17 protein-coding genes and 1 pseudogene are annotated in these 16866 nt (G+C 61.3%); 9 read left to right on the top strand and 9 right to left on the bottom strand.

The window, feature by feature from the left end; all coding sequences use genetic code 11:
- Positions 1–27 precede the first annotated feature (27 nt).
- The 3 genes from KQ296_RS11065 to KQ296_RS11055 are packed head-to-tail and all read left to right on the top strand — an operon-like array spanning position 28 to position 2516.
- On the top strand, positions 28–747 hold the full coding sequence (locus KQ296_RS11065; RefSeq protein ID WP_011932990.1) for an SGNH/GDSL hydrolase family protein: 720 nt from the start codon (positions 28–30) through the stop codon (positions 745–747).
- Positions 748–792: 45 nt separating this feature from the next.
- Positions 793–1236 (top strand): LexA family transcriptional regulator, encoded by a 444-nt coding sequence (locus KQ296_RS11060; protein ID WP_011932989.1) that lies wholly within the window; start codon positions 793–795, stop codon positions 1234–1236.
- 5 nt (positions 1237–1241) lie between these two features.
- Positions 1242–2516 carry a Y-family DNA polymerase gene (locus KQ296_RS11055; protein ID WP_011932988.1) on the top strand — a complete coding sequence of 425 codons (1275 nt, stop codon included), beginning with the start codon at positions 1242–1244 and terminating at the stop codon, positions 2514–2516.
- An 8-nt stretch (positions 2517–2524) separates the two neighbouring features.
- Here the strand turns inward: KQ296_RS11055 and KQ296_RS11050 are convergent, their stop codons facing one another.
- Positions 2525–2899, bottom strand: a complete 375-nt coding sequence (locus KQ296_RS11050; protein ID WP_011932987.1) for a hypothetical protein — start codon at positions 2897–2899, stop codon at positions 2525–2527.
- A gap of 63 nt (positions 2900–2962) precedes the next feature.
- Here KQ296_RS11050 and KQ296_RS11045 point away from each other — a divergent pair, with 63 nt between their 5' ends.
- Positions 2963–3895, top strand: a complete 933-nt coding sequence (locus KQ296_RS11045) for a DUF481 domain-containing protein (protein WP_041428469.1) — start codon at positions 2963–2965, stop codon at positions 3893–3895.
- 2 nt (positions 3896–3897) lie between these two features.
- On the opposite strand, the gene KQ296_RS11040 is transcribed toward KQ296_RS11045, so the two are convergent.
- Genes KQ296_RS11040 through arsB form a run of 3 tightly spaced genes read right to left on the bottom strand, consistent with a single transcriptional unit; the run spans position 3898 to position 5463 of the window.
- Entirely contained in the window at positions 3898–4194 is a 297-nt protein-coding gene (locus tag KQ296_RS11040) for a hypothetical protein (RefSeq protein WP_011932985.1), read from the bottom strand.
- The gene (locus tag KQ296_RS11035) at positions 4194–4451 is read right to left on the bottom strand and encodes a hypothetical protein (protein WP_011932984.1); all 258 of its coding nucleotides are present in this window, start codon (positions 4449–4451) and stop codon (positions 4194–4196) included. The genes KQ296_RS11040 and KQ296_RS11035 overlap by 1 nt, the downstream gene beginning before the upstream one ends.
- A 1-nt stretch (position 4452) precedes the next feature.
- Positions 4453–5463 (bottom strand): ACR3 family arsenite efflux transporter, encoded by a 1011-nt coding sequence (arsB, locus tag KQ296_RS11030; protein ID WP_011932983.1) that lies wholly within the window; start codon positions 5461–5463, stop codon positions 4453–4455.
- Positions 5464–5558: 95 nt separating this feature from the next.
- On the opposite strand from arsB, the gene KQ296_RS11025 reads away from it, so the two are divergent.
- Positions 5559–6545 carry a DUF7005 family protein gene (locus tag KQ296_RS11025; RefSeq protein WP_011932982.1) on the top strand — a complete coding sequence of 329 codons (987 nt, stop codon included), beginning with the start codon at positions 5559–5561 and terminating at the stop codon, positions 6543–6545.
- On the opposite strand, the gene dnaG is transcribed toward KQ296_RS11025, so the two are convergent.
- A complete protein-coding gene (dnaG, locus tag KQ296_RS11020) occupies positions 6491–8572 on the bottom strand; it encodes a DNA primase (RefSeq protein WP_011932981.1) in 2082 nt (693 codons plus the stop codon). The two genes, KQ296_RS11025 and dnaG, sit on opposite strands and share 55 nt — an antisense overlap.
- 86 nt (positions 8573–8658) lie before the next feature.
- Here dnaG and KQ296_RS11015 point away from each other — a divergent pair, with 86 nt between their 5' ends.
- Positions 8659–9582 carry a DMT family transporter gene (locus tag KQ296_RS11015; protein WP_011932980.1) on the top strand — a complete coding sequence of 308 codons (924 nt, stop codon included), beginning with the start codon at positions 8659–8661 and terminating at the stop codon, positions 9580–9582.
- Here KQ296_RS11015 and KQ296_RS11010 read toward each other — a convergent pair.
- The gene (locus KQ296_RS11010; RefSeq protein ID WP_011932979.1) at positions 9561–10028 is read right to left on the bottom strand and encodes a hypothetical protein; all 468 of its coding nucleotides are present in this window, start codon (positions 10026–10028) and stop codon (positions 9561–9563) included. The genes KQ296_RS11015 and KQ296_RS11010 overlap by 22 nt on opposite strands.
- A gap of 21 nt (positions 10029–10049) precedes the next feature.
- On the opposite strand from KQ296_RS11010, the gene ruvA reads away from it, so the two are divergent.
- The 3 genes from ruvA to KQ296_RS10995 are packed head-to-tail and all read left to right on the top strand — an operon-like array spanning position 10050 to position 11425.
- Positions 10050–10697, top strand: a complete 648-nt coding sequence (ruvA, locus tag KQ296_RS11005) for a Holliday junction branch migration protein RuvA (protein WP_011932978.1) — start codon at positions 10050–10052, stop codon at positions 10695–10697.
- Between the two features lie 54 nt (positions 10698–10751).
- Complete coding sequence (gene rpsO, locus KQ296_RS11000; protein ID WP_011932977.1) at positions 10752–11021, top strand: 30S ribosomal protein S15; 270 nt, start codon at positions 10752–10754, stop codon at positions 11019–11021.
- A gap of 26 nt (positions 11022–11047) precedes the next feature.
- Entirely contained in the window at positions 11048–11425 is a 378-nt protein-coding gene (locus tag KQ296_RS10995) for a PAM68 family protein (protein ID WP_011932976.1), read from the top strand.
- A gap of 53 nt (positions 11426–11478) precedes the next feature.
- Here KQ296_RS10995 and KQ296_RS10990 read toward each other — a convergent pair whose 3' ends face one another.
- From KQ296_RS10990 to KQ296_RS10980, 3 genes and pseudogenes are all read right to left on the bottom strand, one after another.
- On the bottom strand, positions 11479–15000 hold the full coding sequence (locus KQ296_RS10990; protein WP_011932975.1) for a DNA polymerase III subunit alpha: 3522 nt from the start codon (positions 14998–15000) through the stop codon (positions 11479–11481).
- A 69-nt stretch (positions 15001–15069) separates the two neighbouring features.
- Entirely contained in the window at positions 15070–16533 is a 1464-nt protein-coding gene (gatA, locus tag KQ296_RS10985; protein WP_011932974.1) for an Asp-tRNA(Asn)/Glu-tRNA(Gln) amidotransferase subunit GatA, read from the bottom strand.
- Between the two features lie 64 nt (positions 16534–16597).
- A pseudogene (locus tag KQ296_RS10980) lies at positions 16598–16837 on the bottom strand (DUF1816 domain-containing protein); the annotation flags it as partial.
- Positions 16838–16866 lie beyond the last annotated feature (29 nt).

Below are 16866 nucleotides of genomic sequence, written 5' to 3'. Positions count from 1 at the left end.
CTGAAAGCACGTGCGTCCGCGCCATCGATGCCAACGACCCTCCAGGACCCCCGAACCGTCCTTTGCTTTGGCGACTCCAACACCTGGGGATTCAACCCGGATGGCAGCGGGCGTTTTCCGCAGTCAACGCGATGGCCGAATCAGCTGGAGCATGCTCTGAACCGAACCAAGCCTGCACTCCCCTGGCGAACCGTCGAGGAGGGACTCAATTCCCGTACCTGGCTGCATGACGATCCCATCGGAGCCGCGAACTATGGAGGCGACTACAGCTGCAACGGAAGGGCCGACTTGATGACGGCTCTACACAGCCACAAACCGATCGATGTCGTGATCCTCGCCCTGGGATGCAACGACTGCAAGGGCTACCTCAATCTCTCCGCCGCTCAGATCGCGGCAGGTGCTCGCATCCTGATTCACGACACCCGCCGGGCCCTGAACTGCGGTCCCCGCCTTCAAGAAGACATGGCACCGCAGATCATCCTGATGACGCCACCGGCTGTGCTGATCACCAGCCAGTCGCTGGCCTGGGGATTCGAGGGCGCTGCACTGAAATCCAAGGACGTGGCCGAGCATTACCACCGACTGGCCGCTGAACTTGGGGTGAGCTGCTTCGACGTGCAGCCCGTGGCCAAGCCCTCGCCTCTGGACGGTGTTCACTTCGATGCGCAAGCTCAGGCACTGATCGCTGCCGGGCTTGCTGCATGCATCCGCCAGAACCTGGAGCAGCACCCAAACCCAGACAATTAGAACATCTGTACTAGCCTGGATGTCTGCTTTGCTCGTTGCCTCTTTGTGGCGATCGATCACTCCTTCAGCCCAGTCCCGCTGCCCCTGCGCTGCCAGCGCCCTCCGCTTCACCTGCCCTTGGCCGGCGAGCGCGTGGCCGCAGGCTTTCCCTCCCCCGCGGACGATTACGTGGAGGTGGGAATTGATCTCAACGACCAGCTGATCCGCCATCCCACCAGCACGTTCTTTCTACGCGTGAGCGGCGATTCCATGACCGGTGCCGGGATTCACGACGGCGACCTGCTGGTGGTGGACCGCAGCCTCGACCCCAGGCCGGGTCGGGTCGTGGTGGCCGTGCTGGATGGCGGTTTCACACTCAAACGCCTGGCACGCCATCGCGGCCAGCTGCGACTGGAGGCCGCCAATCCCGACTATCCACCCCTCGATCTGCACCGCTGCGGTGATGTGCAGATCTGGGGGGTGGCGATCCATGTGATTCACCCCCTCTAAACACCATGAGCCGGGTCACCGCCCTGATCGACGCCAACAATTTCTATGCCTCCTGTGAACAGAGCCTCGATCCATCCCTGCTGGGACGCCCCGTCGTCGTGCTGTCCAACAACGACGGCTGCATCGTGGCCCGCAGCGCCGAAGCCCGGGCCCTCGGCATCGCCATGGGCACCCCTTACTTCAAGGCGAAACAGACCCTGGAGGCCCAGGGCGTCGTGGTGCGCAGCTCCAACTACGCCCTCTATGCCGACATGAGCCAGCGGCTGATGAGCCTGCTGGAAAGCCAGGTGGAAGAGCTCGAGGTGTATTCCATCGATGAGGCCTTCGCGCGCATCAGCCGTCCTGCGACTGGCGATCTACGCCCCTGGGGCCGACGCATGCGAGCCCTGGCACGGCGCAATCTGGGGCTGCCGATCGCCATCGGACTGGGAGCGAGCAAAGGCCAAGCGAAGCTCGCGAACCGCCTGGCGAAGGTGGAGGCCAGCCATGCCGGCTTGTTCGATCTCGGCGACTGCGACGACCGGGATCACTGGCTGGAGACGATCGCCATTGAGGATGTGTGGGGAATCGGCCGCAAGCTGGCCCACTGGTGTCGCCTGCGGGGCGTCCGCAATGCGCGGGAGCTGCGCGACATGGCCAGCGGCCCGCTGCGGGCCAAAGCCGGTGTGGTGGGGCTGCGCCTGCAACGGGAACTGCAGGGTCACGCCTGCCTCCCCCTCGATCTCACCCCGGCACCCAAACAGGAAACCTGCGTCAGCCGCAGCTTCAGTCGACCGGTCACCTGTGTGAACGAGCTGCGCGAAGCCGTGGCCACCTATGTGGTGCGAGCAGCCGAGAAACTACGCCGGCAGAATCAACGGGCCGCGGCCCTGAGTGTGTACACCCGCACCAGTCCGTTCGTGCCCGCCTTCTACAGCCGCAGCGCCAGCACCTCGCTCGACCTGCCAAGCAACGACACCCAGGTGCTGCTGCAGGCAGCCCTTCCCCTGGTGGAGCGCATCTTTCAACCCCATCGGCAACTGGCGAAAGCTGGAGTTCTCATGCAGCACCTGCAGGGCACCGAGCAACTGCAACACCACCTGCTGGTGCCCTGCAACGCGGTGGATCAGGCACGCCGGGAGGTGCTGATGCGCACCATCGATCAGCTCAACCAGCGGCATGGGCGGGGAACCATTCAGTGGGCCGCCTGCGGCCTGCATCCGAGCTGGGCGATGCGGCGTGGGCAGCTTGGCCGCGCTGCCACCACCCGCCTGAGCGATGTGCCGATCGTGCAAGCCTGAACCGGATGTCAGCGCGGGGAAAGAAACGCGCAATCACCAAGGGAGGTGACGACCTCGCTGACTCCAGCTTGAAAACGACGGTCATCGATCGCGCCGGTTCTGGCGAAGCTGGCCTTCAGCGCCTGCAGTTGGGACGCTGCTGCCTCAGGGGACAGCACCTTGTCGTCTCTGACCAACGAACAGAAGCTGGCCGCCGCTCCGTAGCCAAAACCCTTGGAGAACGCACGACGCCCGAACCAGGCTGCTGAAACCGGCAAGATCACGCCTCCGCCAACAAGCACAGCCAGGATCAAGGTCCACAAGCGTCCACCTTGCACCCAGTAGGGAACGAGGTAGAGGCCGTCATCAGCGGGTGAACGGTCTCGGCGGGGATCGTCAGGCATCAGAAAACACAGCAGAACAGCTGTGTTGTGACAGGATCGGCACTCGCAAATTTAGGTAAGAGAGTGCTGCGCCAACGGTTATTCACTGCAGCGCTGCTTCTGGTTGGTCAACAAGTCGTTGCGGCTCCAGTGATTGCTGCGCCAGCGGCCAGCGCGCAGCAGATCACGCTCAAACTGAAGAACGGCGACACGCTGAAGGGCGTGCTGGTTCCCGACGAGAGCACAGAGGCCGTCACGATTCTTCTGCATCCGGTGCTCGGTCGCTTACGGATCCCTGCCACGGCCCTGATCCCTCAACCACCAGCAAAACCATGGAAGCTGAGTGTGTCCGGAGGACTCTCTGCCAACAACACAGACGATGACCTCTCTGCTGGTGGAACCTTTCAGCTCGACACCAGCTACAGCGAGGGCGCTGACAAGGTGGCCTTGAAAGGACGTGCGACCTATGAAGTGTCGCGCGATCAAGGAGAAACCGCCTCAACAACAGACACCAACGAAGGCAATGGCGAACTGCGCTACACGCGCAGGCTGGGGGGTCGCCTGAATGCCTACGCAGCCACCAACTTCAATTACGACACGCTCAACACCATCGGAACCGACGTGTTTGTGGGGTCCGCTGGCTTGGGCTACGACCTGATCAAGAACAAAACCACAACCCTGAATGTCTCTTTGGGCCCCTCCATTCAGCAGATCTGGGGAGGGCCAGGCTGTGAAGCGGATCCAGTCTGCGGACAAGCCTTTGCGGCAGGAACCGCCAGAGCAGAGCTGGAATGGAAACCAAGCTCGCTCGCCAGCATCACGGTGACCAACAGCTACACAGGCGCCTACGTCAATGGCATCGCCACGAACAACACCTTTTCGGTTGCCCTGAAGATCTTTCCCATGGGGAATCAACGGCTATTCACGTCACTGAATGGCCAGACGATCTACAACGAACTGCAGAGTCCAACAATCAACAACAGCGTTTCCATGCAGCTGGGGGTCAAGCTGGATTGAGCTCAAGCGTGCTGCAGCAACTGCACTTCCTGGGAGCGGCTGCTGTACAAGAGCACCATGCGCTCCCCATGGGCGTTGAGCCCTGTCTGCTCCCTCAGCAGATCGGTACTGGCGAGCGCCAGTCCACAGGTTTCGCAGAACAGCACCGGCAGCGTGCCGCCATGGCCCGACATCTGCTGCAGATCGAGAGCCTGCCGCGCAGCCCGCTGCGCCCTCTCGAGGCCCAAGCGCTCCACCAGCGAAGGCCAGAGACCATTCACAGGTTCACAGGCACTGAAATCAATGGACGATCCCGTCATCAGACCGGTAATTGCTCAATGGCCACCACAATCATCTGCGCCGTCACCGGAATGGTTTCCAGGGCATCGTTGTTGTCGAGGTAGGCATCGAACGATGCAAAACGCTCGATGCGGGGCTCGGCACCTTCGGCGGCACAGGCCTTGATCCAGTCGTTGTCGTCGGGCTTCACCGCCACATAAGCCTGAAGGGCTTCCTCGAGGTCACCACCATCACCGATGCCCTCCCCGTGCCAAATCGCCTCAAAAAATTCAGACATCTCAAACAGGAAACAGACGACGGTTGCGGTTAGCGATCGCCACCAACGACAGCATGACCGGCACTTCCACCAGCACGCCCACCACAGTGGCTAAAGCAGCACCGGACTGCAAACCGAACAGACTGATCGCAACGGCAACAGCCAGCTCAAAGAAATTCGAGGCGCCGATCATGGCGCCCGGTGCGGCAATAACGCGCGGCTGCCCCCAGAGACGCATCCACTGCGCCGTGATCCAGAAGATCAGATAGGTCTGCACGATCAGGGGCACGGCGATCAACGCGATCGCCAGGGGGTCCGCCAGGATCGATCCCGCCTGCACCATGAACAACAGCAGCACCGTGCCGATGAGGCACACCACTGTGAGCGGTTTCAAGCGCTGCTCCAGTCTGCTGATGCGCGTTGTGTTGTTCAGAAAAACCCGAGTCAGCCAGCCGGCCGCCAACGGAACCACAACAAACAATCCAACCGCCGCAATCAGGGTGTCCCATGGAACAAGAACCTCACTCACGCCAAGCAGCAAGGCGGCAATGGGTGCAAAGGCAAACACCATGATCAGGTCGTTCACCGCCACCTGCACCAAGGTGTAATTGGCGTCTCCATCACTGAGACGACTCCAAACGAACACCATGGCGGTGCAGGGGGCCACACCAAGCAGGATCATGCCGGCCACGTACTGATCGCCGAGTTCAGCTGGAATCCAGGCAGAGAAAAGGCCGCGGATGAACAGCCAGGCCAACGCCGTCATCGTGAGGGGCTTGATCAGCCAGTTCACCGCAACGGTGATGAGCAACCCGCGCGGTTGACGGCTGAGGCCTCCAATTGCGGAGAAATCCACCGCCAGCATCATCGGGTAGATCATTCCCCAGATCAGCAGGGCAATCGGGAGATTGATCCCTGCCACTTCAAGCGATGCGATCGCCTCCGGCAAGGCCGGAACCGCTGCACCGAGGGCGACACCGGCGATGATCGCCAGGGCGACCCACAGACTGAGAAAGCGCTCGAAAACACCCATCAGGCTTTGAGGAGTTCGATGGGATTGTCGCTGACGCCGGGGTCCCCACATGAACCGATCTCTTGCTAACCACCGAGGAGAAGTGCAATCGCCCAATGCAGACACTCGATGAGTACTGCCGGCCGTTCAAGGGGGCTGAGGCACCTTGGCCTGCACTGCCGCTGCCTGCTGAGGAACGGGAGCTCTGGTGGAGACGCTGGCTCGAGACAACACCAACCGCCGAGGTGTGGAACCGGCTGCGTCTTGAGCTGCCCCAGCTTCTGCTCCAACCCGGCACAGGCGTGCGAGAAGGAGAGGCCTACAAACGGTTGGTGCTGCAGGGGGCTGCACCTCTCGCCGAGGACATGAATCAGGCCCCCGTCTTGAAGGATCCCGATGGCTTGATGCTGGAGATCGCCGAGCATCCGACCGGCGCGGTCCCCGTGCTCACCCTGAAGGATCACGACGATTTCGTGCTGATTGTGCGCTGTCTTGCCTATCGCTGCGAAGACAGGCCCGTGCTGTCCACGGTGCATGCTCAGGCCATCAGCGGCTTGATTCACTGGGGACTCATCCGCGATCTCAGTGCCAAGACGCGGTGCCAGATCCTGCTGCTGCATCGGGCGCCCTACGCCTCAATTCCGGCAGAACGCAGTCCTGGCCGTCCCGACCACGAGCGTTGGCTGAACCAATCCCAGCAGTGGAGGCGCGAACACGAGCTGGCGCACATCGCCTGCAGGCGACTGGTGGGTGAGATGCGCATCAACTTGTACGACGAACTGATCGCTGATGCCCTCGGCATGCTGGCTGCCCTTGGAACCTTTGATGCCGAACTCTTTCAGCTGGCGCTTGGTTTATCGGCAGACGGCACGCCCGATGATCAGGCCAGGGCGCACGTGTACGTGTCGCAGCTGCAGCCCAACGATCGGGGTGCGGCCTGCCAGATGGTGCTCGAGCGAGCACGGGAGCTGGAGGCGCTGCTGCGAACAGGACAGTGGCCAGATGAGGCCATGCCCCTGCTGCAACGACTCTGCAGAAGCCGGCTGGATCAGGCGCTCATGGCCGATGGATCCGTGGCCGCAGGAGCCACGCCGTCGCCGTAACCAGCGCAGCGCTGTTGATCCAGATGCAGGATGTGGCGGCGTTCGCTGTAGTACAGCTCCTGGAACCGCAAGGCTTCGGCATTGAGGTCGTCGAACATGGCTTGAATGCGCTGTTCCATGTCCTCGGTTTGGGGCTGCTGCTGCTCACGCTCCTCATCGATCAGCACGGCGATGCAACGTTCCAGCGTCTGCAGCCGCTGCCCGGCCCAGGCCTCAAGCAGGTGGCGGCAGCGCTTGTTGCTTTTCTGACGCTCAAGCATGGCGGCCGTTCCCCGCAGCTGTTCCATCGGCCGAGACAGCGCCACTTTCTGAAGCTCACCGGGTTCCAGCAAGGGGGTGAGGCGTGTCACCAGGGTGCTGTTCTCCAAAAGCAGTTGATCGGTGAGCAGGCGGGGCAGATCCAGATCAGCCAATTCATCGCCGCGATCGTCGCCGCGGCTGATCGCTTCGAGGCGCACACTGCCAAGGTTTCCCTCTTCCAACTCCGTGAGGCACGACCAGAGCAGACGGTGATGCTGCAGGGCGAAATCCTCGAGTTCACGCTTGCGCAGCTCCTGGCGGATCGCACCGCGGTAGGAGGGGCAATGCAGGTAGAGCCGCAGGATTTCCGCTTCACAACGCTCTCGCTGACTGGCTTCCCCTGACTTCTCATGACGGGCTGAACGCCCATGCCAGCGCTGGCCCTGCACCTGCTGGCGCAGATCCTCTTCCAACTGAAGAGCCAAGCGCCCCTGGCCGCCGCTGAGGCGCTCGGACACTTGCTGGATGTAGTGGGTGCGAATCGCCGACTGAGGCAACTTGCCCAGCAGTTCCACAAGGGCCGAAACGGAGCGCTGGAACTGATCGGCCTTGCTGAGATCACGCCCCTCCAGCACCTGCTCGATCTGCCAGTCGAGCCAGAGAGGCGCTTGGTCAAGGAGAGCCCGGTAGTCGCCGGCGCCATGGTCCTTGAGGAATTCATCGGGATCCTTCCCGGAAGGCAGGTGAAGCACGCGCAGCTCAAGCTGCCCCTGAAGGGCCAGTTGTTCCACTTCGCCGATGGCGCGATTGGCGGCGCGAACACCGGCACCATCAGCATCGAAGTTGAGCACGATGCGCTTGCCATCGCAGCAGCGGCACAACTGCGTGATCTGCTGGCTGCTCAGAGCCGTGCCCAGAGAAGCCACAGCATTGGTCACGCCGGCGGCGTGCAGGGCGATCACATCGAAATACCCCTCCACCACAACGGCACGATCGTCCTTGCGGATCGCTGAAGCCGCCCGATCAAGGCCAAAGAGGTGCTTGCCCTTCTCAAACACCTCCGTTTCGGGGGAGTTGAGGTATTTGGGTTCGGTGCCATCAAGGCTGCGGCCGCCGAAACCGATCACGCGCCCCTGACGATCTTTGATCGGCACCATCACCCGATGCCTGAAGCGGTCATAAAAACCATTGCCGCCCTTCCTGGGCACCACCAGACCTGCGGCCTCGAGATGCTGAGGATCCAATCCCTCCACCTGCTGGAGGTGCTTCAGCAGGCCGTCCCACTGATCAGGCGCATAGCCCAGTTCAAACTGCTCAAGGGTGGCGTCACTGAGCCCACGCTTGTCCTGGAGGTAACGCAGCGCCTCGGCGCCGGAGGCGACCTTCAACTGGCTACGAAACCAACCCGCCGCCAGCGCCAGCACGCGATGCAACGTGTCCCGTCGCGACAGCTGTTGTTTCAGCCGCTCCTGCTGGGGACCGTCCACGGTCTCCACAGGCAATTGATAGCGGCGGGCCAGATCCAGCACCACTTCGCTGAAGCTCTGGCGTTGAAACTCCATCAGGAATTTGATGGAGTTGCCGCCGGCACCGCAGGAGAAGCAGTAATAGAACTGCTTGGCTGGCGACACCGTCATCGACGGCTTGCTGTCGTCGTGGAAGGGGCAGATCCCCACAAACTCCCTGCCCTTTTTTTTGAGCACCACGTGCTCACCCACCACATCCACGATGTCGGCCCGCTCCTTGACGGCCTCAATGGTTCGGGGATGCAGGCGGGCACTAACCATGGACCCATTGTGAAAGACCCAGGCGCTGGCGACGAGACATCCGCCTCACACCGGTCGACGCGAGGGGTGGCAAGGTTGTTGCAGTGATGGCGGACGTGTTGATGCGGAGCCTGTTGGCAGCGATCCGCGGAACGCAGTCGCCCCAGGAGTGGAGAGCCTGCACCTATCTGCTGGGTGCAGCACTGGCCTTCAGCCTGATGACGGTGTGCGTCAAGCACCTCGGCGGCCGTTTGCCCGTGGCGGAGATTGTGTTGATCCGATCACTGATCAGCATCGCGATCACCCTCACGATGCTGGCGCAAGTGAACATTTCCCCCTGGGGCCATCAGAAAGGACTTCTCCTGGTGCGCGGGGCGCTCGGCACCATTGCATTGCTGCTCTTCTTCCAGGCCTTGGCCAGCTTGCCCCTCGCGGCAGCGACGCTCATTCAGTACACCTACCCCACGCTGACAGCACTCTCAGCCTGGGCGCTGCTCAAGGAACCGATCCGCAAACGCATCGGCTTGGCCATCGTGCTCGGCCTCATCGGAGTGGTCCTGGTGGTCCAACCCGAATGGATGGGGCAGTCGGTGGCAGGACTGCCGGCCATGGCTGCGCTGATCGGACTGGGCGGAGCCCTGATGACGGCCTTGGCCTACGTGAGCGTGCGCCAACTGTCGGCCAGAGAGCATCCGCTGGTGATCGTTTTTTATTTCCCCCTGGTGTCTGTGCCCGCCACGCTGCCGCTTCTCGTGAACCAGCTGGTTCTCCCGAGTGCCATGGACTGGGTTTGGCTCATCGGGGTTGGTTTGTTAACGCAGGTGGGGCAGGTCTGGCTCACCCAGGGTCTGGCCGCACTCCCGGCAGCGCGCGCCACATCGATCAATTACGTCCAAGTGGTGTTTGCCACCCTCTGGGGTGTGCTCTTCTTCGCAGAGCCGGTTACCGGAACTGTGATTGTTGGTGCGCTCTGCGTTCTTGGAGCCACGCTGATCAGCTTGAGTGCCCGTCAGTCGATGGCGAGGGGGTAGGTGACCCAGGCCTGCGATGCCCCATCGTCTGAGCCGCTGGGAATCGCCAGGCGCCAGCTTTCACCCCGTTCACCCCGTTCGAGATACAGCTCAAATGCACTGTCGACCTTCACGGCATCACCAGGCAGACGCCAGTCAAAGCGCCCGGTGAGGTGCATGCCTTTCTGCTCACCGATGCGGATCGCGTCCTGATCTTCCAGCCGAACCCGGCTGACCTCGGGAACGCCAGCGGCATCCAGATCCAGGGAGCGGGCGATCGAGGTTTGCGTGAGCTGAATCTGCTGGCTCAGGGCACTGAGCAGAACGGAGCGCGGAGGCTGATCGGAAGCAACGCATGCCGACAGGCCTGCGCTGAGCGCGAAACAAAGCAGCACTGAAACCGCGCTCTGGAGCCAGCGACGAAACGGCACGTGCATGGAGGACAGGCTCGACAGATCAGGCAGCATGGCTTCAACAGGAACTCTCCCATGATCGGCTGGTTGCAGGGAGAACGAATCCAGAGCTGGGAGCAGGGCGGGCGCAGGGGCGTGGTGGTCGCCTGTGGCGGGGTGGGCTACGAAGTGCAGCTCACGTCCCGGGATCAGAACGGGCAAGGCACTGGCAGCGCCTGCACGCTCTGGGTGCACCAAGTGCAGCGGGACGATGGATCCACGCTGTTTGGATTCTGCGATCAACAGGAGCGCGATCTGTTCCGAACGCTCATTGGCGTCAATGGGGTTGGTCCCCAGATGGCTCTGGCCCTGCTCGATTGCTGCCGGGTTCACGAGCTCGTGGCTGCCATCGTTGATGGCGACCTGAAACGCCTCACCCAGGCGCAAGGTGTGGGCAAACGCACCGCTGAGCGGATCGCGGTGGAACTGCGTGATCGCCTTGGCAACTGGGCACCGTTGCAAGAACCGAGCCTTTCTTTGGTGGACCGCAGCGACGTGAAGGCGATTCCCCTCGGCGAACCATGCCTGCGGGACCTGCAGATCACGCTGGAGACCCTGGGTTATGAGGATCTTGAAATCCGCAGGGCCATGCGGGCGGTGGCCTCAGGTCCTGACGTTCCGGCGGAGGATGACGGCGACGCCTGGCTGCGGGCCAGCCTGAAGTGGTTAAGCCAATCGGCCTAGGGCCCGGCGGCAGAGTAAATTGTTTGTTTGCACTGTCAGGGCCAGACGCCGCGCATGTCGCTCGATACCACCGAAAAGCAAGAACTGATCAACGCTCATCAGACCCACGCCACCGACACAGGATCGGCCGAGGTTCAGGTGGCCATGCTCACTGAGCGCATCTCGAAGCTCAGCAGCCACCTGCAGCAAAACATCCACGACTTCTCCTCCCGTCAGGGACTTCTGAAGATGATCGGCCGGCGCAAGCGCCTGCTGGGCTACGTGCGAGGCAAAAGCGAGAAGCGTTACAGCGATTTGATCGCCAAACTGGGCATCCGCGGCTGATCCGCGGTTCCAGTTTTTTCTGAGCCATGGCCGAACGACGCGATCCCCTGCCTTTTGAACCGCGGCGATCGGAACGGAGCGCTTCGGCGAGTCAGCCGATTCCCAAGGATGTGGCCAACCGCATGGCCCGCAGGGTGGCCATCGCCACCGGATTGCCCTCTTTGATGGGCATGGGCGTGTTTGTGGGGAGCTATCTGCTGGTGAGTCGCGGAATTCTGGACATCCCGCCTGGAATAACGCTGCTCACCTCAGGCTTGTTTTTCCTTCTGGGCCTGGTTGGACTGAGCTACGGGGTTTTGTCAGCGAGCTGGGAACCCCAACCCGGAACGCTTCTGGGCCTCGAACACATCAAACCCAACCTGCAGAGAATGCGCAGTTCAATCCGCGCGCAGAAGCAGAGCTGAACTCAGACGCTCAACTGAAATCAGACGCTCAGTAGGGGACGAAATCAGAGTGTTCAAACCAGTAACGGGTCACTACAACTGACCCTGAAGGAGCTCTCGAGTAGATGCTTCTGCGCCGCAGCGGCATCACGAACGCAGAATTGGGGCCCAAGGCGCACATACCGAACATCAGAACCCCGTCGCACGGCGGCCACCACCGGCACGCGCACGCCGAGTTCATCCTGTTCGGGGCGATACGCCTGGAGGCATTCCCTCAGCTTGTGTTGAACCGCCACATCACTGGCCTGATCGGCGTCCAGTTCCACCATCAACAGGCGCAGGTGATCGATGGCGCGGCAGTCATCCACAATCAGCTGAACACGCTCATCGCGGCGATCCACAGCGGCCCACACCAAGAGACGGGCCTCAGCGAGCAGATGATCCGCAAGCCGGGCGTAGCTCTTGGGAAAAACCACCGCCTCACAAGACCCTGTGAGATCTTCCAACTGAAGCACCGCCATGCGGTCTCCCTTTCGGGTGGTGACCTGGCGCATCTCGCTCACCATGGCAATCGCGCTCACCTTGGCCTTATCCGCTTGCTCTTCCAAACCACCAAGCCCGATCGGAGCGAGCAGTCGGGCCGGAGGGGTGAGCTGCTTGAGCGGATGGTCTGAGAGGTAGAAGCCCACCAGATCCTTCTCAAGCTTGAGCTTTTCACTGGGGTGATAGTCCTTCACCGGTGCAGCTTTGGGCGCCAGGCTCAGATCCGTGGGGGCATCAGCCTCGCCGCCGGCAGCACCTGCCATCAGATCAAAGAGATTGCCCTGACCACTGGCGCGGTCGCGAGCGCGGGACGTCGCCCAATCCAGCAGTAGATCAAGATCGGCGATCAACTGGGCGCGGTTGGCCTCTGGCTCAAGCGCATCCATGGCACCGCAGTGAATCAAGGATTCGAGGCTGCGGCGATTGATCACACTGGAGGGAACGCGATCGCATAGATCGGCGAGGGATTCGAAGGGCCCATCCGCTTCCCTGGAACGAATCAGGGCGCGGATGGCGCCATCACCGAGATTGCGCACTGCCGAGAGACCGAACAGGATGCGCTGATCGCGGGGGGTGAAGTCGGTGCCTGACGCGTTGACATCCGGAGGCATCACCTCGATGCCCATGGCGTTGCAGTTGGAGATATAACGCTGAACCTTGTCACTGGCGCCGGCGTTAACCGTGAGCAACGCAGCCATGTAGGCCACGGGATAGTGCGCTTTGAGGTATGCGGTCTGATACGTCACAGCCCCATACGCCGTGGAGTGGCTTTTGTTGAAGCAGTACTCGGCGAAGAGCACCATCTGGTCGAAGAGTTCATCGGCAACCTTCTCGTCGACGCCGCGCTCGGAAGCACCTTTCACGAAAATGCCCCGATGTTTCTGCATCTCAGACACCTTTTTCTTACCCATGGCCCGGCGCAGCAAGTCAGCTTCCCCGAGGGAGTAACCAGCAAGATCCTGCGCGATCCGCATGATCTGCTCCTGGTACACCATGATTCCGTAGGTTTCGCTGAGAATCGGCTCCAGGGTGCTGTGGGCGAAGTCAATCGCCTCCCGGCCGTGCTTCCGGTTGATGAACTTGGGAATCAGACCGGCATCGAGAGGTCCAGGTCGATACAGAGCCAGGATTGAGGAAATATCCTCCAGCGACGATGGCTTGAGATCGCGAACGATCTGGCGCATCCCGGTCGATTCCAGCTGGAAGATGCCTTCCAGGTCACCCCGGGCCAGAAGATCGAAGGTGCCTTGATCCTGGGGAGGGAGTTGGTCGGGATCAATCCGCTCCCCACTGCTCTGAGCGACAAGTTCAAGGGTCTTGTCGATCATCGTGAGGTTTTTGAGCCCCAGAAAATCCATCTTCAGGAGGCCCATCGACTCCACATCCTCCATGAAGTACTGGGTGATCACCTGACCATCGTTGTTGCGCTGCAGGGGGACCAACTCGTCGAGGGGATCCGCGGCAATCACCACACCGGCAGCGTGCACACCGAAGGTCTTGTTGGTGCCCTCGATGCGCATCGCCATATCAACCCAGCGTTGTACGACAGGATCCTTGTCGTACTTCTCCTTGAAATCGGGGTTCGGTGACTCATCGCCGATCATGGCCTTGAGCTTGGCTGGCTTGCCGCGCACCACAGGGATGAGCTTGGCCAGCCGGTCGGCATCGCCGTAAGGAATATCCAGCACCCTGGCCACATCCTTGAGAACGGCTTTCGACGTCATCCGGTTGAAGGTGATGATCTGTGCCACCTTCTCCTCGCCGTAACGGCGCGTGACGTAATCGATCACCTCGCCCCGGCGTTCGATGCAGAAGTCGGTGTCGATATCAGGCATCGACTTGCGTTCAGGGTTCAAGAAACGCTCAAACAGCAAGCCATTGCTCACCGGGTCGATATTGGTGATCCCAAGGGCGTAGGCCACCAGTGAACCCGCTGCAGAGCCGCGGCCTGGTCCAACAGGAATCCCCTGCTCGCGGGCGAAACGGATGTAGTCCCACACCACCAGGAAGTAGGTGGGAAATCCCATCTGCTCCATGATCTGAAGCTCATGGGAGAGACGATCGGCATAGGTCGCCTCGATCGTCCCGTCAGCTGACAGTCCAAGCCGATCGCGCAGACCCTGCTCGGTGACCTCGCGAAGGTAGGTGACTGGCGTATGCCCCTCCGGAATCGGGAAGCGGGGCATCTGGTAGCGGCCGAGAATGTCGTAATCCTCAACTTTTTCAGCGACGGACACCGTGTTGGCAATGGCCTGCTGCACCACAGCAGGATCGAGGTGATCGGCGAACAACCGACCCATCTCCTCTTCACTCTTGAGGTATTCAGTTCCGGTGTAACGGAGGCGTTTCTCGTCGCTGATCAATTTGCCCGTGAGCACGCAGAGAAGGGCGTCGTGGGCTTCCACGTCGTTGCTGGTCAGGTAGTGGGCATCGTTGGTGGCGACCAGCTGAATTCCCAGTTCCTGGGCAATCTTGACGATCTCCACATTCACGATGCGGTCTTCTGGAGAGCCGTGATCCTGAATCTCGAGATAGAAGTCGTCGCCGAACACCTCCTGATACCAACGGGCCACATCCCTGGCCACATCGGGCCTCTCGCGCATGATCGCTTGAGGAATCTCACCACCCAAACAAGCGGTGGCCACGATCAGGCCTTCACTGTGTTGCTGAAGAAGGTGCTTGTCGATGCAGGCGCGCGAAAAAATCCCCCGACCACGCATGCCGCGCAGGTGACTGATGCTGGTGAGCTTGACGAGATTCCGATAACCAACGGCATTCTTCGCCAGCACAACCAGGTGGTAGCGCCGCTCCTTTTTGGGTTGGGGGTCATCAATGGAGCCATTGATGACATACATCTCATTGCCGATGATGGGCTTGATTCCCGCGCCCTTGCAAAGCTTCAGGAGCTCCACGGCCCCGTACATCACACCGTGATCCGTTAGGGCCAGTGCCGGCATGCCCAACGCCTTGGCGCGCTCAACCATCTGGGGCAGCTGGGATGCACCATCAAGAAGGCTGTAATCGCTGTGGTTGTGAAGGGGGACGAAAGCCATACCCACAGCCTAAGGGCCGGCGCAACATGCAGTGGAAGCGCCCACACACCTACACCGCATCTAGTGCATTCAGCCAGGAATGAACGCCGCTTCTGGACGGGTTTTCATCACATCAGCAGCCTGTTCGAACTGATGCGCCACCTGCAAAAGAAGTGGTTCCTCGAGCACGTTTCCGATCAGCTGCACGCCAATGGGCAATCCACCGGTGTCGAAACCGCAAGGGACGCTGATGGCTGGGAGTCCCGCGAGATTGGCCGGAATGGTCAGCAAATCGGAGAGGTACATCGCCAGGGGGTCATCCGCATGGGCACCGTTCCTGAAGGCCGTGCCGGGAGCTGTGGGCGTGAGCAACACATCCACAGACTGGAACGCGGCATCAAAGTCACGCCGAATCAGCGTGCGCACCTGCTGGGCTTTCTTGTAGTAGGCATCCACGTAGCCCGCAGACAAGGCATAGGTGCCGATCAGGATGCGACGCTGCACCTCACTGCCAAACCCTTCAGCGCGGCTGCGGGCGGTCATGGCAGCCAGTGAGGCCGCATCTTCGGCCCGGTATCCATATTTCACGCCGTCGTAGCGGGCCAGGTTGGCCGAAGCCTCAGACGGTGCGATCACGTAGTAGGTGGCAATGCCGTCGTTGAAGCGAGGACAGCTCACATCCACGAGGTCTGCTCCCAGAGCCTGAAGCTGCTGAGCAGCAGCGAGAACGGATGCTTTCACCTGAGGATCCAGGCCTTCCTGCTCGAAGCATTCCTTCACCAGACCAACTTTCAAGCCCTCCACAGGCCGCCCCAGGGCCGCGCAGTAATCGGGAACGGGAGCGTTCAAGCAGGTGGAGTCGCGGGGATCTGCACCAGCCATCACCTGAAGCAGCTCAGCAGCATCGGCCACGGAATGGCTGAAGGGGCCCACCTGATCAAGGGAACTGGCAAAGGCGACAAGGCCGTAACGACTGATGCGCCCGTAGGTGGGTTTCAGACCAACAACACCGCAGAACGAGGCCGGCTGACGAATGGAACCACCGGTATCGGAGCCAATGGATGCCAAGCACTCACCGGAAGCCACAGCCGCGGCACTGCCACCGGAACTGCCACCGGGAACATGCTCGGGGTTCCAGGGGTTCGCCGTTGGACCGAAGGCCGACGTCTCGGTGGATCCACCCATGGCGAACTCATCGAGATTCGTCTTGCCGAGCAACACAGCGCCGGCAGCCCAGAGACGTTCGGTGACCGTGGACTCATAAGGCGGCACGAACTGCTCGAGCATCCGGCTGGAGCAGGTGGTGCGCACTCCGCGGGTGCAGAGGTTGTCCTTGATCGCCAAAGGAATGCCTGCGAGCGGAGGCAGGTCTTCACCGGAGGCCCGTGCTTCGTCAACGCGATCGGCATCAGCCCGGGCCCGCTCAGCGGTGACCTCGAGGAAGGCATGGATTCCGGGTTCGACCGCTTCAATCCTGGCCAGATGGTGGTCGGTGAGTTCCCGCGCTGAAACCTCTCCGTTCGCCAGTTGCTGACGCCATTCGGCGATCGCCATGGTCAGGATTTTCGTGCAGTTGAGACGCTATCAGCCAGTCGAGAGACCAGTGATCCCCTCGGGACTGGGATTCAATCGTGAAGGGCTCCGTGCGACGGCAACGGATCAGGGAATGCTCGATGGCCGCAGGCGACTCAGATGCGAGGTCTGCAAGAAAATCCGGAAGGGCTGCCTGAAGGCTGGAACGGCGAACGAAAGGGCCGTACCAGTAGGTGACATCAGGGCTCTGCGTTTGAACCCTGGCCCACCAGGCGAGTCCAAGACCGTTGGCAAGGGAGCGCATCGGCCTGTTCAGTGGGCTCATGGCGGAGCGATGAAGTCGATGCCATTGTG

This window comes from Synechococcus sp. CS-197 (assembly GCF_025128215.1).
GTDB lineage: Bacteria > Cyanobacteriota > Cyanobacteriia > PCC-6307 > Cyanobiaceae > Synechococcus_C.
The sequence above is the reverse complement of the archived record's forward strand: the minus strand, read 5'-3'. Positions and strand labels throughout refer to the sequence as shown.